This is a genomic window from Corynebacterium sp. MSK044 (assembly GCF_030232825.1).
Lineage (GTDB): Bacteria > Actinomycetota > Actinomycetes > Mycobacteriales > Mycobacteriaceae > Corynebacterium.
The window spans coordinates 78,015-94,158 of record NZ_JASPJJ010000004.1; the positions used below are offsets into that span (position 1 = coordinate 78,015).

The 16,144-nt window shown below is 62.8% G+C and carries 15 protein-coding genes; 12 read left to right on the forward strand and 3 right to left on the reverse strand.

Annotation, left to right across the window (positions count from 1 at the left end; all coding sequences use genetic code 11):
* Positions 1-31: 31 nt before the first annotated feature.
* Together truA and eccB are read left to right on the forward strand one after the other, a co-directional pair.
* Positions 32-979, forward strand: coding sequence for a tRNA pseudouridine(38-40) synthase TruA (gene truA, locus QP994_RS03985; RefSeq protein WP_284865460.1), 948 nt, complete (start codon positions 32-34; stop codon positions 977-979).
* Positions 980-1,084: 105 nt separating this feature from the next.
* Entirely contained in the window at positions 1,085-2,368 is a 1,284-nt protein-coding gene (eccB, locus tag QP994_RS03990; protein ID WP_284865461.1) for a type VII secretion protein EccB, read from the forward strand.
* Here the strand turns inward: eccB and QP994_RS03995 are convergent.
* Both QP994_RS03995 and eccD read right to left on the reverse strand, forming a co-directional pair.
* Complete coding sequence (locus QP994_RS03995; RefSeq protein ID WP_284865462.1) at positions 2,304-3,545, reverse strand: S8 family serine peptidase; 1,242 nt, start codon at positions 3,543-3,545, stop codon at positions 2,304-2,306. The genes eccB and QP994_RS03995 overlap by 65 nt on opposite strands.
* 2 nt (positions 3,546-3,547) lie before the next feature.
* The gene (gene eccD, locus QP994_RS04000; protein WP_284865463.1) at positions 3,548-4,897 is read right to left on the reverse strand and encodes a type VII secretion integral membrane protein EccD; all 1,350 of its coding nucleotides are present in this window, start codon (positions 4,895-4,897) and stop codon (positions 3,548-3,550) included.
* 215 nt (positions 4,898-5,112) lie between these two features.
* Here eccD and eccCa point away from each other — a divergent pair, with 215 nt between their 5' ends.
* The 10 genes from eccCa (at position 5,113) to QP994_RS04050 (ending at position 15,264) form a co-directional block, all read left to right on the forward strand.
* Entirely contained in the window at positions 5,113-8,703 is a 3,591-nt protein-coding gene (eccCa, locus tag QP994_RS04005) for a type VII secretion protein EccCa (protein WP_284865464.1), read from the forward strand.
* Positions 8,700-9,623 carry a type VII secretion-associated protein gene (locus QP994_RS04010; protein WP_284865465.1) on the forward strand — a complete coding sequence of 308 codons (924 nt, stop codon included), beginning with the start codon at positions 8,700-8,702 and terminating at the stop codon, positions 9,621-9,623. The genes eccCa and QP994_RS04010 overlap by 4 nt, the downstream gene beginning before the upstream one ends.
* Before the next feature lie 164 nt (positions 9,624-9,787).
* Entirely contained in the window at positions 9,788-10,108 is a 321-nt protein-coding gene (locus QP994_RS04015; protein ID WP_284855809.1) for a WXG100 family type VII secretion target, read from the forward strand.
* A gap of 47 nt (positions 10,109-10,155) precedes the next feature.
* Positions 10,156-10,443, forward strand: coding sequence for a WXG100 family type VII secretion target (locus tag QP994_RS04020; RefSeq protein ID WP_284865466.1), 288 nt, complete (start codon positions 10,156-10,158; stop codon positions 10,441-10,443).
* Positions 10,444-10,830: 387 nt separating this feature from the next.
* Entirely contained in the window at positions 10,831-11,274 is a 444-nt protein-coding gene (gene rplM, locus QP994_RS04025; protein WP_284855807.1) for a 50S ribosomal protein L13, read from the forward strand.
* Positions 11,274-11,828, forward strand: coding sequence for a 30S ribosomal protein S9 (gene rpsI, locus QP994_RS04030; protein WP_284865467.1), 555 nt, complete (start codon positions 11,274-11,276; stop codon positions 11,826-11,828). Before rplM ends, rpsI begins: the two co-directional genes overlap by 1 nt.
* Positions 11,829-11,923: 95 nt before the next feature.
* On the forward strand, positions 11,924-13,267 hold the full coding sequence (gene glmM / locus QP994_RS04035) for a phosphoglucosamine mutase (RefSeq protein WP_284865468.1): 1,344 nt from the start codon (positions 11,924-11,926) through the stop codon (positions 13,265-13,267).
* Positions 13,268-13,392: 125 nt separating this feature from the next.
* Positions 13,393-13,695 (forward strand): hypothetical protein, encoded by a 303-nt coding sequence (locus QP994_RS04040; RefSeq protein WP_284855804.1) that lies wholly within the window; start codon positions 13,393-13,395, stop codon positions 13,693-13,695.
* Positions 13,688-15,019, forward strand: a complete 1,332-nt coding sequence (locus QP994_RS04045; RefSeq protein ID WP_284865469.1) for a hypothetical protein — start codon at positions 13,688-13,690, stop codon at positions 15,017-15,019. The genes QP994_RS04040 and QP994_RS04045 overlap by 8 nt, the downstream gene beginning before the upstream one ends.
* Positions 15,019-15,264, forward strand: coding sequence for a hypothetical protein (locus QP994_RS04050; protein WP_284865470.1), 246 nt, complete (start codon positions 15,019-15,021; stop codon positions 15,262-15,264). The genes QP994_RS04045 and QP994_RS04050 overlap by 1 nt, the downstream gene beginning before the upstream one ends.
* Before the next feature lie 25 nt (positions 15,265-15,289).
* On the opposite strand, the gene QP994_RS04055 is transcribed toward QP994_RS04050, so the two are convergent.
* On the reverse strand, positions 15,290-16,117 hold the full coding sequence (locus QP994_RS04055) for a dienelactone hydrolase family protein (protein ID WP_284865471.1): 828 nt from the start codon (positions 16,115-16,117) through the stop codon (positions 15,290-15,292).
* Positions 16,118-16,144: the final 27 nt, after the last annotated feature.

The window sequence follows — 16,144 nt, forward strand, 5'->3', positions numbered from 1 at the left end:
GCGACTAACCGTGGGCTTTATGGTGGAAGCCATGAACACAGGGACAGGTGCATCTGCAGGCATTCAGGAGCCTGGTGTGCCCTCGGAGAAGGCAGACGAGATGATGCGGCTCCGGTTTGATATCGCGTATGACGGCACGGATTTCCACGGTTGGGCACGCCAGAAGCCGGCCGATGGGCAGGAGGTCCGCACCGTGCAGGGTGTTCTGGAGGATGCGTTGAGCCTCGTCTTGCGCTACCCGGTTGAGCTCACTGTCGCTGGTCGTACGGATGCCGGGGTGCACGCCGCGGGTCAGGTCGCGCACGCTGACATTCCCCGCGCGAGCTTGGAGCAGCGTTCGATTGAGGGGGATGCGGGGAGGTTGGTGCGTCGATTAGCAAAGCTGTTGGATCCGGATGTGAGGGTGACTCGCGTGACGGAGGCACCAGTTGGCTTCGACGCGCGATTTTCGGCGCTGACCCGCACCTATCGGTACCGAGTGACCACGGCGGAGGCGGGCGCGTCGCCACTGCGCGTGCGCGATACTGCGGTGTGGCCGAAGAAGATCGACCTTGATGCGGTGCAACAGGCAGCCACGGCGCTGGTGGGCCTGCACGATTTCGCGGCGTTTTGTAAACCGCGCCCGCACGCGACGACGATCCGCGATGTCCATTTGTTCACCTGGGCCGATGTGTCCACGGAGGAGGAGCCGGAGCTTTACGAAGCCACGATCACCGCGGACGCTTTTTGCTGGCATATGGTGCGGGCACTCGTGGCCAGTTGTCTCGACGTGGGTGCTGGACAACAGCCCGCAGACTGGGTTCAAGGGCTTTTGCTTATCGACGCCCGCTCTCCCCACGTCCGCCTCGCCCCCGCCCGCGGCCTCACACTGGTCGGCGTGGACTACCCGGCGGACGATGAATTGGCAGCGCGCGCCGCGGTGACACGCGACCGGCGGGATGCCTCCGAGGTGCCTGCGCGGAAACCTTTCGTCGAGTAGCGGTTGTGACCACGCGTGGAGAGACCTAGACTTTGAGGGCAGTTGCGCGCCCGCACGGGGTGGGACGCGCTGGGGGATTAACACTGCTAGGGGGAGGATGTGCCGGTGGGCACGGACAAGAACAAACAATCGGGGGCACAAAGGCTGCTTCCCACAACGCGATCGCAGGTCTCTGGTCACCGTTTTATGCGACGGCGCGTGGAGCATGGACTGATCTACGGTGACATCCGTATGATCCATGACCCGTTGGCCTCACGGCGCAGGTCGGCGATCTTCGGGGTGATAGCAGTGGCTCTCATCGCAGCTGGTTGTGGGCTGTTTGCGTGGCTGCGACCGAACCCGGATCCGGGTACCGCAGCGATTTTGCGGGCGACGGACGGTGCACTGTACGTCCGCGTTGGGGAGACCGTTCACCCTGTGACCAACTTGACCTCTGCCCGGCTCATCGCTGGTGCGCCGGAAGAACCACAGCGAATCGGGGATGAGCGTCTGGCGGCCTTGCCTCGTGGCGTGCCGGTGGGACTGCCCACGGCACCGGCGATGTTCGCGCCGGCGGAGAGCGAGGATGCGGCGTGGTCTGCGTGCGTGGACACTGGTGGCGCAAGGGGGATCACTGTTACAGCAGGATCCTCCGTCCGGGAGCTTGGACCGGAGCAAGGGATCGTGGCGCTTTACGAGGGGGAAGAGTGGCTCCTGACCGCCGCCGGCCGCGCCAAACTGCCCGCGGCCACGGATCCGGAGTCCCGGGTTCTGCGCCGTACCCTCGGAATTGATGCCTCCACACCCCGCTGGGAGGTCGGGGAAGCGGATGGTGTGCTCAATGCCATGCGGGAACTGCCACCTATCCGTCTGCCGGATCCGTTGCCGGAAGTCCTTGAGACGGAGACGGAAGCGTGGATTCTTACTCCTCATGGTGGCATCCAGCAGGTAACACAGACACAAAAGGATGTACTGGGGGAGGCAGGAGCGAACGTGAGTCGGACAAAGGCCTCGGCCATTGCCGCCTACCCAGACGCGGATCCGCCGATGCCACTGGACATTCCTGAACAAGCGCCGCAGTGGATACCGCTTGACGGTGTGGAGGTATGCGCCACGGAGACTGGCCGTGTGGCCACGGCTGAACCCCACGACGCTGCCGGAACAGTGGAGCTCTCCGGGGATGCGCCCGCAGCGTGGTTCCGTGGCTTGGATGCCGGGGCAGTGGCCGTGGATACGGGTACTGGCTATCACGTTATTTCCGCACAAGGGCAGCGCCATGAGGTGAGCAACCAGGAACTCTTAGCCGTCATCGGGGCAGCACACACGGAGAGCGTGCCGTGGGCGATTATCCGCTTGTTGCCCGCGGGCCCGGAGTTGAACCGTGAAGCCGCGTTGACCGCGACCTACTAAACGCTTGGGATGCTGATGCCACCGCAGTGACCAGGAGACCTGCCACCATCAGGACCCCCAGGACGATGCCGGCCCGTAGTGGCGCCGGTGAATGGGTTTTCACTTCCGGGGTGAGCACGAGCGGTGTGCTTTCCGTGTGTAAGGGGCTGGTGTTTCCCAGGAAAGTCAGCGTGTGCAAAGGGTCGACCGCACCACCGGATGGTTCAGCGGCTGCGGCGATGATGGCGCGGATCTGTGCGGCCGAGGCGTCTGGGTAGCGCTGCTTGAGCAAAGCGGCCGTTCCGCTGACGACGGGGGCGGCGAAGCTGGTGCCCTCGAAAGGCCGGATGGCGCCGCGGTCGCCGGCTATGCCGGTCGCCCACACATCAGGACCAGGGGATAACGCGATAGCGGGGCGTCCTGGCGCGGACAAGAGCAGGTGTCCATCTGGAACTGGGAGTGAGTAGTCCGTGAGCGTATGGGTGTCAGCGCGGGCACCAACGGCGAGCACCGTAGGAAAGTGCGCAGGAAAAACCATGGACCCCGGTGGGCAGTCGGGGTTAGTGTTGCCAGCAGCGGCGATGACGACGGCGCCGTCATGTTCCGCGCGGTTCAAGGCGTCGACGAGCCCACGGGTGTCCACGCGCGGCGCCACGGCCGGTTCCAAGCAGGACACGACGGACATGTTGATCACCCGCGCGCCCTCATCAAGGGCATTGTGGATGGCATGGGACAGGGTTTCCACGGTGCCGGCGGCCGCAAACTCTGCAGCATTTTCCCCTGGATCCCGTGGTGCGCGGTAGTGCGCGGAGGACTGCCGGATGGCCAGGATCTCTGCGTCGGGGGCGATGCCCACTTGAGTTCCTGCGATGATGCCGGCGACGACAGTGCCGTGGACGTCGCAATCCAAAAACGGTTGCGGGTCATCCGGCGTGACAAAATCCGCGCCAGGAGCCAGCTGGTCAAGCTGGGGGTTTCTGGCCACGCCGGTGTCGATGACGGCGACTTTGACGCCAGCGCCCGTTGCTAATCGACGAAGCTCCGCCAGTCCCTCAACGTCGTAGGCTCCTTCAGAGCCATCCGCAGCAGGGGCGGCTACCGCGCAGGCAATGTCCTGCGCCTGAGCCACGGCCGGCAGGTGGGCGAGGCCACCAAAGAACAGAGCAGCCACACCAATGAGATGAGCAGTGCGCCGCATGCTTACAACCCCCGGATCAGGTCGAAGATCCCAGTGAGGTACACCGCCACCGGAATCACCCCGATGATGGCGGCGGCCTCAGCGCGCTCGATCCACACCAAGGTGGTGGGCTCCAATTCCGGGATGCGCCGGGCCCAGATGGCGGCGGAGGCGCAGGCGGTGGTGAGGAGGATGGTGAGGGCGATGAGGGCGGTATGGGGGGCGTCGATAAGCGACACGGTGAGAACTGCACTACCTGCAGCAACGGCGGCAGTGAGGCCGAGGCTGAGGCGCGGGGCGCTGGAATGATGGCGGGAGGCATGCACGAGCAGTGCGCCGGCGAGCGTGATGCCCAGTGCGCAGACCCATGCGGAGGCGGCGAAGGCGAGCAGGATGAGCGCGGGAACCGTGCAGGCCGCGACGCCGATGCTGATGCCGTCGGCGACAAGGCGCGCCACGTGCGTGCGTTCGTCCACATCCTCCTGGTAATCGTCCGCGATGGAAAACTCCTGGCCAGCAGTGGGAACCCGTGGTATGCGCAGACCCGCGGCACGCGTTGCGGCGGCGGGTGTGCCCATCACAGCGGCGAGCCCGGCAAGAACCATGAGCGCGGCGGGAGCGTATGTAGACGGCAACCACGCTCCCAGCGCACCAGCAACCACCAGGCAGCTGGCAGTGACTAAGCCGGCGCCAGAGCGAGGGCTGACAAGCCTCAACGCAGAACCACCGGCGAGCAAAACACACGTGACAGCCACCGCCGACAGCGCACCGAGAGCCACAGCAGGTGAGAGTGGATGCAGCGTCGTGGGCCCGTCGCTAATGCCGGCGACCCACGCACCACAGCCCAGCCCAGCGGTGGTGGCGGCGATAGGAAACAGCACCCGTGAGCGGGCCACGATAGCCACGGTAAGCAGCAACAATGCCGCGAGACCGACCCCGGCGAGCGGGTTCATAAACACACCCACCAGCAATCCAGCCCCTGCCGCGCCCGTCAAAGAAAACAGCAGGTCAATCCCACCACGCGGCGTGGATCGTGCGGAGTCAGCAGCGAGCGATTCCGCCGCATCGCGTACCACTGGCGGGGCAACTGGCTCATGCGGACGCAGAGTAAGCACCGCGCCGTCACGCAACCGCATGTGCATGAGCGCTGTGTGCGGATCAAGCGGGGCACCCGCGGCCGTACTGAACTCCCACGGGCGATTGATCTGCGGCAGGTCAATGAGCCGGGCGATTTCCGGCAGGATCTCGCTGAATGAGGAGGACGTGGGCACGGACACGTCGATTGAACGAGCAAACGCACCCGCATTCGCACGGATAGATACGCGCACAACCTGCGACGATGATGTGGCTGGCTGCAATGACGGCGCCGTCATACAAAATCCCCCCTGTTGCCGTTCCTGCCAGCGCACCCCCGCGCGCAAACAAGAACTCAAGAAACTAAAAACTCAGTGGCCCACAATGTACATCACGCCGGGGACACGTGCACCGGTGAGAATAATTTTGGTGGAAGCACTGGCATTCTCGCCAGAGTTGTGGTCTTCTAGTTGCCAGAAGATCCGGGGGGATCTTTTCACAAGGGGGGAAGTTTATGCTTGGGCTCGACAACGACCCAGTCCGCATTGTGCAAGCGGGGGAGCAAGCGGAATATGCGCTTGATGCGGCACCACCCATGCCCGCAGGAAAGCTCGACGCGGAGGCGGTGCCGCTCGCGGTGCGTCGGCCGCCGGAGCCGTTGATGAAGGTGATCATGCCCATCGTCATGGTGGCGGCGATCGGCGCGATGGTGGCCATCATGGCGCTGTCTGGCCGTGGCGTGAGCCCGATGATGATGGTGTTTCCCCTCATGATGGTCATGGGCCTTCTGACCATGCTCAATCCGCCGGAGAAGGCGGGGGATATTGATGAGTCGCGCCGGGTGTACCTGCGTCACCTCGACGCGTTGGCGGCGCGTGCGCGGGAGAACGGCGCGCAGCAGCGTGAGCATGTTGAGTACTTTCACCCCCACCCGAAAGCACTGGTCAATGGGGTTCCGGCGGAACGTGTGTGGGAGCGTAGCCGGGAACACCCGCGGGCGCTCGAAGTGCGGGTGGGCACGGGGGTGACGCGGATGAGCACGCCTATCGACGTCCCCGATCCCGGTTCCCCCGAAGACCTCGATCCAGTGTGCGCGGTGAGTTTACGCCGCACGATTGCGGCGGTCAGTGTTGTCCCGCAGGTGCCGGTTGTGGTGCAGCTAGAGGCCTTCCCAGCGGTGACATTGACGGGGCCGGATGCGAGGAATGTGGCGCGGTCCATCATCACACAATTGGCGTTCTTCCATGGCCCGGAGCTGGTGGGGCTGCACATCGCGGCGGAGGGCTGCGAGTGGGCGAAGTGGCTCCCGCACACCAAAGATCCAGAGTCCGCGGTGTTCACTGTGGCTGTGGTGGAGGCGGGTTCGCCGGAGGCAATCGCGGCGTCGCACGATTGTGTTATCGCAGTTCATGATGGGGAGACCTCGCTTATCCAGGACGATGCGCTGCACCTCGTGTGTGATGGGGAGCTGCATGCGCTCACGGCAGCTGGAAAAGAAAAGCTTGGGCTTATCGACGTTTTCCCCACCCCCGCCGCCGAATTCATCGCCCGCAACCTTTCCTTTTATCGCCGGCCTGATTCCGCGACCGGCAGTGGCAGCGGCGACCTGATGGAGCTTCTCGGCTTAGGTGATGTTGAATCACTCACCCCAACAACGATGTGGCCGGGCCGGGAAGGAACACGCCTGAAACTCATGGTGCCCATCGGGACGGAAGGCTCCGGCGCAAGTGGTGCGCCGGTCTACCTGGATTTGAAGGAATCTGCCCACGGCGGAATGGGGCCGCATGGCCTGTGTATCGGTGCTACGGGGTCCGGAAAATCGGAACTTTTGCGGACTCTCGTTGCAGCTTTAGCCGCAACGCATTCGCCGGGTGAACTGAACTTTGTCCTCGTGGACTTCAAAGGCGGTGCCACGTTCTTGGGGTGTGAGGCGCTGCCACACACCTCCGCCGTGATCACCAACTTGGAAGATGAAGCGGTGCTGGTGGAGCGCATGTTTGATGCGATCTCCGGTGAGATGAATCGACGCCAAGAGCTCCTGCGCGCGGCTGGCAATTTTGCCAACGCCACTGACTACAACGCCGCCCGCATGGGGGCGCGCCCAGACTTGGAGCCATTACCGGCGCTGCTCATCGTGGTGGATGAGTTCTCTGAACTGTTGGGGCAGCACCCGGATTTCGCGGAGTTGTTTGTCGCGGTGGGCCGGTTGGGCCGATCGTTGGGCGTGCATCTTCTTTTGGCTTCGCAGCGTCTGGAGGAGGGGAAGCTGCGTGGCCTCGATTCGCATTTGTCCTACCGGATTGGCCTGCGCACGTTCTCCGCGGCGGAATCACGCCAGGTATTGGGCGTGCCGGATGCCTACGAGCTGCCGGCAGATCCTGGTTCCGGCTACTTGAAAACGGCGTCGAGTGAGGTCACGCGCTTCCAAGCCGCTTATGTCTCCGGTCCGCTGATGCGTCGTGTGAATAGCGTCGCAGCACCCACGGGCGTGCGGGTGTTCACCGGGTGGGAGGCAGACGTAGCGCCGGAGATGTCCGTGGATGATTCGACAACGCTGCTTGACGCGGTTGTCAGCGCCGCTCAAGCTGCCGCGGATCTGCGCGGGGAGCAGGCGCGGAAGATCTGGCTGCCACCGTTGCCGGTACGAGTGAACCTGCCCGATGTGTGCGAACCAGTCGGGGATCTCGCAGCGAGCATTGGGCTTGTTGATGATCCCTACCGCCAACGCCAGGACCCCTTCATCTGTGACGTGGGAACAGCGGGTGGTCACGTAGCTCTCGCAGGTGGTCCGCAAACGGGCAAGTCGATGGCGGTGCGCACCTTGGTCACCGCGATGGCAGCTACCCACACCACGAGCCAGGTCGGTTTCTACATCATTGACGCTGGTAGTGGCGAGCACGAGGCGCTCGAAACGTTGCCCCACGTCGCCGGCGTGGCTGAGCGTACCGATGAGGAGAGGGTCCGCAGGGTCATCGATGAGGTGGAAGGCTTCATTGATAACGCGCGCGCCGACAACTCGCCTGCCCACACCGTTCTCGTCATCGACGGCTGGCACTCACTCACCGCACCTGACTCGAAGCTGGAAGACCTCCGCGACTCCCTCGCACGCATTGCTTCCGAAGGTCCCGCCGCTGGCGTTCACCTCGTGATCACCACCCAGCGCTGGAACGCTATTCGCCCCAATGTGCGCGACCTGGTGGGCACTCGCATTGAGTTCAAACTCACCGAACCGATGGATTCCGTCATCGACCGCAAGGCGCAGGAAAAGCTGCCAGCGCTGCCCGGCCGTGGCATCACGCCGCAGGGTCAAAACATGCTCGTCGCGTTCACCGCGAAGGAAGACATCGCGCATGTCGCTGCGCAGGCGGCGGACCAGGTGCCCGTGCCGCAGCTGAAGGTGTTGCCAAGGTTTGTGGGGTTGGAGGAGACGTCGGAAAGCATTCTGCTCGGGCGCGGTGGGCGCGATCTTGGCCCGATCCACCTGGATGCGCAGCACCTCGTGGCTATTGGTGAGGCGGGATGCGGTAAATCGACGCTCATCGAGACAGTCTTTGTGCAGGTCGCGTCACTTCCGCGGGAGGATGCGCGCATCGTGTTGCTTGATCCACGTCGTGCGCATCTTGCTCACGCGCCGCACACGATGGTCGCCGCGTATGGCAGCTCCACCGATGCGATGCGTACCGCGATCGCGGATACGGCGGCCACGCTCACCGCACGTCTGCCCGGCGCGGATGTCACCGCGGAGCAGCTCGCCACGCGTTCGTGGTGGACCGGCCCGGACATTTACCTGCTTATCGACGACTTCGAGCTCCTCCCACCCGAACACCTCCAACCGCTGATGCCCCTGCTGCCGCACGCCCATGACATTGGTCTGCACATTGTTGTGGCGCGCAAATTCGGTGGTGCAGCACGCGCACTGCTGTCCCAATTCATATCCACCCTGCGCGACCAACAGCCGGACGCAGTCATCTTCTCCGGCAACCGCGAAGAAGGCCAACTGTTCGGCGTACGCCCGATCCCGCTCGACCCGGGCCGCGGCATTCTCGTCCGCGCCGGGGACAATGCCGGCCCCATCCAGATCGCCGCGAGGGAGGAAACCCCATGACCCACACGCTCCATCAACCACGCCACGTGCTGCGTATCGACGTCTCCGATGGCTGCGCGATCTTCAGCGGCGCCGCGAATCTGCATCGCTTCGATGAGCCGTCCGCCACCGACATCGCCGCTTCCGTCCGCGGGCTGCTGGCTGATCATTCCACGTCTGTGCGCATTGAGGTCGCCGCGGAGGACGCCCTCGTGGAAGAGCTTCGCGCCTTGCTCACTGAGTACAACGTGGAAGCATCTTCGCTTGTCGACGCCCCCGATCCCGCCACCTCCGAATGGGACACCGTCACTGTTTCCCGCCCCACCCTGGATGTTCAGGACAAGAAACAACGGGTCAACCTGGTTCTTATTGGTGTGGTCGGGGTCGTGATTCTGCTGTGTGCTGTGGCGATCTGGTTTGTCATGGGGCGGGTGACGGGAGCGTCAACGGCAGCTCCTACGCCTGTCTCGGTTGCTGCATCTTCTTCGCCTGCTGCGTCTTCTGCTCCTTCTTCTCCACGCCCTAGTACACCGGCACTTCCGCCAGAGACCGTGACTTTGAGCCAAGACGGTCTGAGCGTCGAACTTCCGGCTGGTTTTGCTCTTGCACCGGATGAGGACATGTGGCGCGCTACTGGCCCGGACCCGGACCTGCGCATCCAGTTCGCGGTGGACCCTTTATATGGGGTGCCGGCGGAAGCAGTCCTGGATCAAATTGAGCAGGAAATCAGCGCAGACCCTGAGCTCACCCTGCTGGAACGAGCGGACGGAACAATCCGTTACCGGCACCTGCTTCCGGACGGTTCGGAAGCCCTCTGGGCCGCCTGGGCTGAGCACGGCCACCAGATCTCCATTGGCTGCCACAGTCGCACCGCGCCCACAACTATTCAACTGGCCGCCTGCACGATGGCGAATAACACCGCTCGGTTTAACCCGCCATAGTGTCGTAAAAGTGCAGGTAGGCCGCGTGCGAAAAAATATTTTGCACAATTTTGGATTGTGAGGGAACCAAACGGGGCCCTGAAGCAGTCTAAGTAAATAGGAACGGCGCCAATCGGGGAGCCGGACCACTTCCATCAATCACACAACCACCAATCGGGGGAAAGATGAGTAACGATCAGTTCAGGACAGAAGCCGACGTCATGCGCACGGCCGCGAACAACGTGGACGCGACCAATGACTCGGTGATCACGGAACTCAACCGCCTCCAGGACATTGCGGAATCCACCCGCAGCTACTGGACCGGCCAGGCACAGGCGAGCTTTGACAGCCTGATGAGGCGTTTCGACGATGCAGAGCGTCGCCTGAGCGAAGCCCTGCGCGGTATCGCTGACAATATCCGCGACAACGCGGGCAACTTTGAGAACGTGGAGGCGACGAACTCGGATTCCTTCACAAACGCCGCGCCTGCTGGGCTGGCGCTGTAAGTCACCGACACGCACACACGACGTAAAAGACTAAGGAGATCCACACCATGACCGTAATCAAGTACAGTTTCACGTCCCTGTCCGCGGCTGCGGAAGACATTGAGACGTCCTCGCGCACCATCACCGGCCAGCTGGAAGACCTCAAGGCGCAGATCAAGCCGATGGTTTCCGCCTGGGAAGGTGACGCGGCGGACGGCTACAAGCAGCACCAGGATAAGTGGGATGCCGCTGCCTTGGAGCTCACTGAGATTCTATCCACCATCGCCCGTGCGGTTGAGGACGGCAATCAGCGTATGAAGGCCGTCAACACTGCTGCAGCAAACAGCTGGGCTTAAAGGCACTGGGCTTAAAGGCATATGACTTTTAAGCCCAGGGAAGACAAAGGAAAGGGGGGACTTATACGACAGGTGTGAATTCGCAGCCTGACCCAGCTCATTTCATTGGTCATTTCCGTTTAAATTGGTTCGTTTAAATTGGTTCATTGTGGGCAGGCGCGGTTAATGGTTACCAGGCGCCGGTGCGCGGACATGTTCCGCCCGCCGGCGTTTTGGGTTTTTAAGGGAAGGTGCTTTAAAGTTGATGCCCTGTGTGTTTTTCTTTCCGGGCGCATTCGTGCCCGGCCCACCTCACCGGGTCTCCACCGGCCGCCGGACAGGGGAGGGGACGAGGGAAGCACGCCTTGGCCGGCAGCCTTCTAGATTTAAGACTTCAAGGAGTCATGAATGTCTACCTACCACCCGAAGAGCGGTGACATTACCCGTAAGTGGTACGTCATCGACGCTACCGACGTGGTGCTGGGCAAGCTCGCTTCCACCGCAGCTGATTTGCTGCGCGGTAAGCACAAGCCGCAGTTCGCACCGAACGTCGACACCGGTGACCACGTCATTGTCATCAACGCTGACAAGGTCCACATTTCTTCCAACAAGCGTGAGCGTGAAACGCGTTACCGTCACTCCGGTTACCCGGGTGGCCTGAAGTCCATCACGCTCGGCCGTGCTCTGGATGAGCGCCCGGACCGTGTCATCGAGGAGGCAATCAAGGGCATGATGCCGCACAACCGCCTCTCCCGTCAGTCCATTAAGAAGCTTCACGTCTACGTCGGCTCTGAGCACCCGCACGAGGCGCAGAAGCCGGAGACCTTCGAGTTTAAGCAGGTGGCGCAGTAATGACCGAGCCGAACATCACCCCAGATACCGCTAGCGATCTCGCCGGCGAGACCGATATCGACGCTGCAACCGCGGCTACCGAGGAGTTCAACTACACCATCGCTGATGCTGTAGCCGTCGAGGCTGACACTCAGGATGAGGTCGTGGCTGAGGCTCCGGCTTACCACGAGGGCCCGATCCAGACCGTCGGTCGCCGTAAGCGCGCAATTGCTCGCGTGACCGTTGTTGAGGGCAAGGGCAAGATCACCGTCAACGGCCGTGACCTTGAGGACTACTTCCCGAACAAGCTGCACCAGCAGGACATCCTGTCTCCGCTGGTTCTGCTCGAGCGTGAAGGCCAGTTCGACATCAAGGCCAACATCGGTGGCGGTGGCCCGACCGGCCAGGCTGGCGCTCTGCGTCTGGCTATTGCCCGTGCGCTGAACGTTTACAACCCGGCTGAGCGCCCGACCTTGAAGAAGGCTGGCTTCCTCACCCGTGACGCTCGTGCTGTTGAGCGTAAGAAGGCTGGTCTGCACAAGGCCCGTCGCGCACCGCAGTACTCCAAGCGTTAATCGCTGCTGTCAGCGCAAGCAAAGCGCCGCTGTCCTCACTGTGGGATGGCGGCGCTTTCGCCTTGTCTGGGGTGGAGCAGGCATAATTGGTGGCTATGACTCGACTTTTTGGAACCGATGGTGTGCGTGGGCTGGCTAATGAGAAGTTGACGGCCCCGTTGGCGATGAAGCTCGGGCAGGCCGCAGCAATGGTGCTCACTGAGACGAAGCGGTCGGAGCAGCGTCGCGCGACGGCGATCATCGGCCGGGATCCGCGTGTGTCGGGGGAGATGTTGGCGGCGGCGATGGCGGCGGGGATGGCGTCGAAAGGCGTTGATGTGCTGCGTGTGGGCGTGATCCCTACGCCGGGCCTGGCCTTCCTCACGGATGATTACGGCGCCGACATCGGTGTGATGATCTCCGCGTCGCACAACCCCATGCCGGACAACGGCATCAAGTTCTTCTCAGCAGGGGGCAAGAAGCTTGACGACGAGGTCGAGGACCGCATCGAACGCGCCATGACCTCCATCGACGAAGCCGGCCCAACTGGCACTGGTATTGGGCGCATCCTGGAAGAATCCCCGGATGCTTTCAAGCGCTACCTGCAGCACCTGGAGGAATCCGTGACCACACCGTTGAACGGCATCAAGGTTGTGGTGGACTGTGCGAACGGTGCGGCTTCGCGGATCGCGCCGAAGGCGTACGCGACGGCGGACGCGGAGGTCATTCCGATCTTCAACGAGCCGAACGCATTCAACATCAACGACAACGCCGGTTCCACCCACATTGAGCAAACTCAGAAGGCTGTTCTGGCCCACGGCGCGGACCTTGGTTTGGCGCACGATGGTGATGCGGATCGCTGTCTCGCTGTCGACGCGGAGGGCAATGTGGTTGACGGGGATCAGATCATGGCGATTTTGGCTGTGAATATGAAGGAGAAATCGGCGTTACGCAAAAACACGCTGGTGGCTACTGTGATGAGCAACCTCGGCCTGAAACTCGCGATGGAGCGCGAGGGCATTGAGGTGCGCGAAACCAAGGTGGGCGACCGCTACGTGCTAGAGGAACTGGGGCGCGGCGGATTCTCGCTTGGCGGTGAGCAGTCGGGCCATGTGGTGATTCCGGAGCATGCGACGACCGGGGATGGCACCCTGTGCGGCCTCATGCTCATGCAGCGCATGGCGGAAACCGGCAAGAGCCTCAAAGAGCTCGCCAGCGTGATGACTGTCCTGCCACAGGTGCTCATCAACGTCCCCGTTTCCGATAAATCCCTCATCCTCGATGATCCCGCAGTGACCGCGGCGATCGCTGAAGCGGAGAAGGAGCTCGGCTCCAGTGGCCGCGTACTCCTGCGCCCATCCGGTACTGAAGAACTTTTCCGCGTCATGGTCGAAGCCGCCGAAAAAGAGCAGGCCCGCCGGGTTGCTGGCCGCCTCGCGGCTGTGGTCGCGGCGGTGTAGGCACCCCCGTTTTGAAAAAAGTTTGGGATTTGAGGGAACCAAACCGGGGGTTAAGGCAGTCTAAGACTATGGAAGGTAAAGACTGCTGCCTGCCATAGGCGGCTTGACCATACGGGGGGATGACATTGAGCACGCCTTTAGAGCTCGACCCGGAGGGGTTCCGGGAACGCATCAACGCTGCGATCAATAAGTACAACGAGGCGATTGCAGCCTTGGAGGCCAACAAACCAGAGATCAATCCGGCCTCATTCGGGGACGGGTTTGTGGTTCACGGGGAGACTATCGCTGCGTCCGTGGAGGCCGTCCACGAGCGCACGCTTGCCCGGTTGCGGTCGCGCGTGGCGCAGTACACGTCTATGCTCGCGCTCACGGGGGATGTGTCGTCGACGGATGGCACGAATGCAGGGGGGTTGACTACTCATGAGTAATGCGCAGGTCAAAGAAGGCCTGGATGCCATCGCGCGCGAGGTAGCCGCGGTGCCAGGTATGTCGCTTGCCGACGTCTCCTTGATCCAATCCCACATCCACTCCATCTCCTCCAAACTGGATTGGACCAATGGGCTTGATAATTCTGCGCTGCCGGCTCAAGTGGGGCGCGTGAACTCCGCGCCGTCGCTCGGCAGCAAGGGTGGCAAAGGTGGCAAGGGCGGTGGTCTAGCTGGTGGCCTGGGTGGCGGCTTGCTTGGGGTGCTGAGTACGTTTGCACCTTTCCTTTTTGGGCAAGGCAGCAGCGGTGAATCCAGTTGGCTCGAGGACATTGGCATCACTGACCACGAGAAGAACGTGGACGCGGAGCAGTCCGAACACTCCGATGCCTTGGACGAGCTGTGCCGCGAAACTCAGCGCTGCGTGGACTCCGTCAAGGAAATCAACGATGACGCTGCCATAGGTATGAACGAGATCATCCAGGTGGTGCTCACGTTCATTTCGATGTTGCAGCTTCATCCCTTGGTGCGCATCGGGGCGGTGCTTCTTGGCCCGATCATCGAGGGGCTTTTAGCTATTGAGAAGACCGTGGATGACCGCAATGAGTCCATCAGTTGCTGCTACGAGCGCCTCGACGAGCTGTGCACGAATACTGACACTCCGCCACCGCCACCGAAGGAATACTGCCCGCCCGAAGCATCACCACCGCCCGCGCCGATACCCGCGCCGGGCCCGGCCCCTGCGCCACCGGCACCTGCACCGGCTCCCGCGCCGGCGCCCAGCCCGGTGCCTGCTCCCACCGCCCCCACAGCACCCGCTTCAGCCTTCGGGGTGGGCAGCGCGGGGTTGAACCTGAACGTCAACGCGAATATCAACGTTGATCTCAGCAGCTCGCTGCCACCGTGCCCGACGCTGCCAACGGTGCCTCCGACGGGCCCGGCAGGTATCAATCTGCTGGAGCAGTTCAACATGGGTTTGGAGGGCTTCAAGAAGACAGTCGAGGATTGCCTGACGCAGATTGAATGCCCGCCAGCGACGCCGGAACCAGATACGGAGCCGACGCCAGCGCCGGCGCCTGAGACGAAGGAGGAAGACTGCCTCCCCGTGGAGCCGGAACCGGAGATGCCACCGGAGAAGCTAGCGCAGATGAAGGAACCACCTCCGCCGCCAAAGGGGGAGAGTGCGCCCGCGGCTGCTGGGCCGGTGGCGGAGCAGCCAGTGGAGCAGCCGGCGGAGCAGCCGGAAACACCCACGCAGCCGGAGCCTGATGCCAACGCTGACGCCCACGAAGATCAACCCCGCACCCGAAAGACGAGGACCTGGTAATGGAATTTAGTGATTACGCGGAGCAGTTCCGCCGTCGCACGGCCTACCGGATGGCCGAGTTTGAGAAGGTGCTGAAGCAAAGCCAGCGCCAAATGGAGGAGCTGGTGAGGCAGCAGGAGTTGGCCAAGGAGATGAACATCCAGAAGCCACCACGGGTAACACCGCAGGGTGTGTACCGGGGTTTCCGGCCAGGCAAGGTTCAGGGTGTGCTGCGCAAAGAGGGCCCGACCGAAAACCGCGACTAACTGGTACTAGCGGGGACTAGCGGGCCTAGAACAGCTTGGTGGCGTCGGCAAGATCTTTGCCCACGAGGGATTCCACGCCCTTGCCGGAGGCGTCGGGCTCGGAGTAGGCGCTGCAGACCTTCTCCCCACGCAGCTGGTGGAGGAAGTAGCCGGTGAGCAGAGCACGGACGGTTTCCTGCACGCTGGTCTTGGAACGGCCGGTGCCCACCAGCAGCTTGGCCAGGGAGTCCTCGCTGAAGGATTGCTGGTTGCCGTTCTTCACCGTGCGGTACGCAACGGGGCCGGACCAGTTGTAGGCAAGTTGGGCGGGGTTACCGGAGCCAAGGATGCCATCAGAATCCTCATCAGGCCCAATGACTAGGCCCGGTTTGAATAGGCCACGCGCAGCGGTGATCGCGGACGGTGCCACGTCGGCGGGGTACACAGCAGCAACGGCCTTGACCTTGGGGTTATCCGCACTAGCCAGGACGGCGCAGCCACCGCCCATGCCGTGGCCGGCGATGCCAAGCCGGTTGGGGGAGACAGTGACGTTGCCGTTACCCAGCTTCACACCCGCGAGGATCTGCAGGGCGGTTTCCAGGTCAGCGGCAAAGCCAGCGTGATCGGGACGCAGACCACGTTCGGTGTCCGGTGCAGCGACGGCGATGCCCCAGCTGGCCAGGTGGCGCAGCGTCTTGTGGTAGTCACCGACGTTTTTCATCCAGTCGTGGCCAAAAGCGATACCGGGAATAGCTTTGCCTTCAGCGGGGACGTACACCTTGCCGGGCAGGCCGGTGAAGCCGAGGTCACCTTCGAGTACGCGGTGCGGGCCTCGCTTGGACAGTTCACTGAGCTTTTTCAGGTTCGCAGACACGCCACCAACCCTACTGCATTCGCACAT

Coding starts and splice junctions, on each gene's coding strand:
- QP994_RS04020 (WP_284865466.1), top strand. CDS start 10,156: ATGACCGTAATCAAGTACAGTTTCACGTCCCTGTCCGCGGCTGCGGAA.
- rpsI (WP_284865467.1), top strand. CDS start 11,274: ATGACCGAGCCGAACATCACCCCAGATACCGCTAGCGATCTCGCCGGC.
- QP994_RS04050 (WP_284865470.1), top strand. CDS start 15,019: ATGGAATTTAGTGATTACGCGGAGCAGTTCCGCCGTCGCACGGCCTAC.
- QP994_RS04010 (WP_284865465.1), top strand. CDS start 8,700: ATGACCCACACGCTCCATCAACCACGCCACGTGCTGCGTATCGACGTC.
- truA (WP_284865460.1), top strand. CDS start 32: ATGAACACAGGGACAGGTGCATCTGCAGGCATTCAGGAGCCTGGTGTG.
- QP994_RS03995 (WP_284865462.1), bottom strand. CDS start 3,545: ATGCGGCGCACTGCTCATCTCATTGGTGTGGCTGCTCTGTTCTTTGGT.
- QP994_RS04015 (WP_284855809.1), top strand. CDS start 9,788: ATGAGTAACGATCAGTTCAGGACAGAAGCCGACGTCATGCGCACGGCC.
- rplM (WP_284855807.1), top strand. CDS start 10,831: ATGTCTACCTACCACCCGAAGAGCGGTGACATTACCCGTAAGTGGTAC.
- eccD (WP_284865463.1), bottom strand. CDS start 4,897: ATGACGGCGCCGTCATTGCAGCCAGCCACATCATCGTCGCAGGTTGTG.
- glmM (WP_284865468.1), top strand. CDS start 11,924: ATGACTCGACTTTTTGGAACCGATGGTGTGCGTGGGCTGGCTAATGAG.
- QP994_RS04045 (WP_284865469.1), top strand. CDS start 13,688: ATGAGTAATGCGCAGGTCAAAGAAGGCCTGGATGCCATCGCGCGCGAG.
- eccCa (WP_284865464.1), top strand. CDS start 5,113: ATGCTTGGGCTCGACAACGACCCAGTCCGCATTGTGCAAGCGGGGGAG.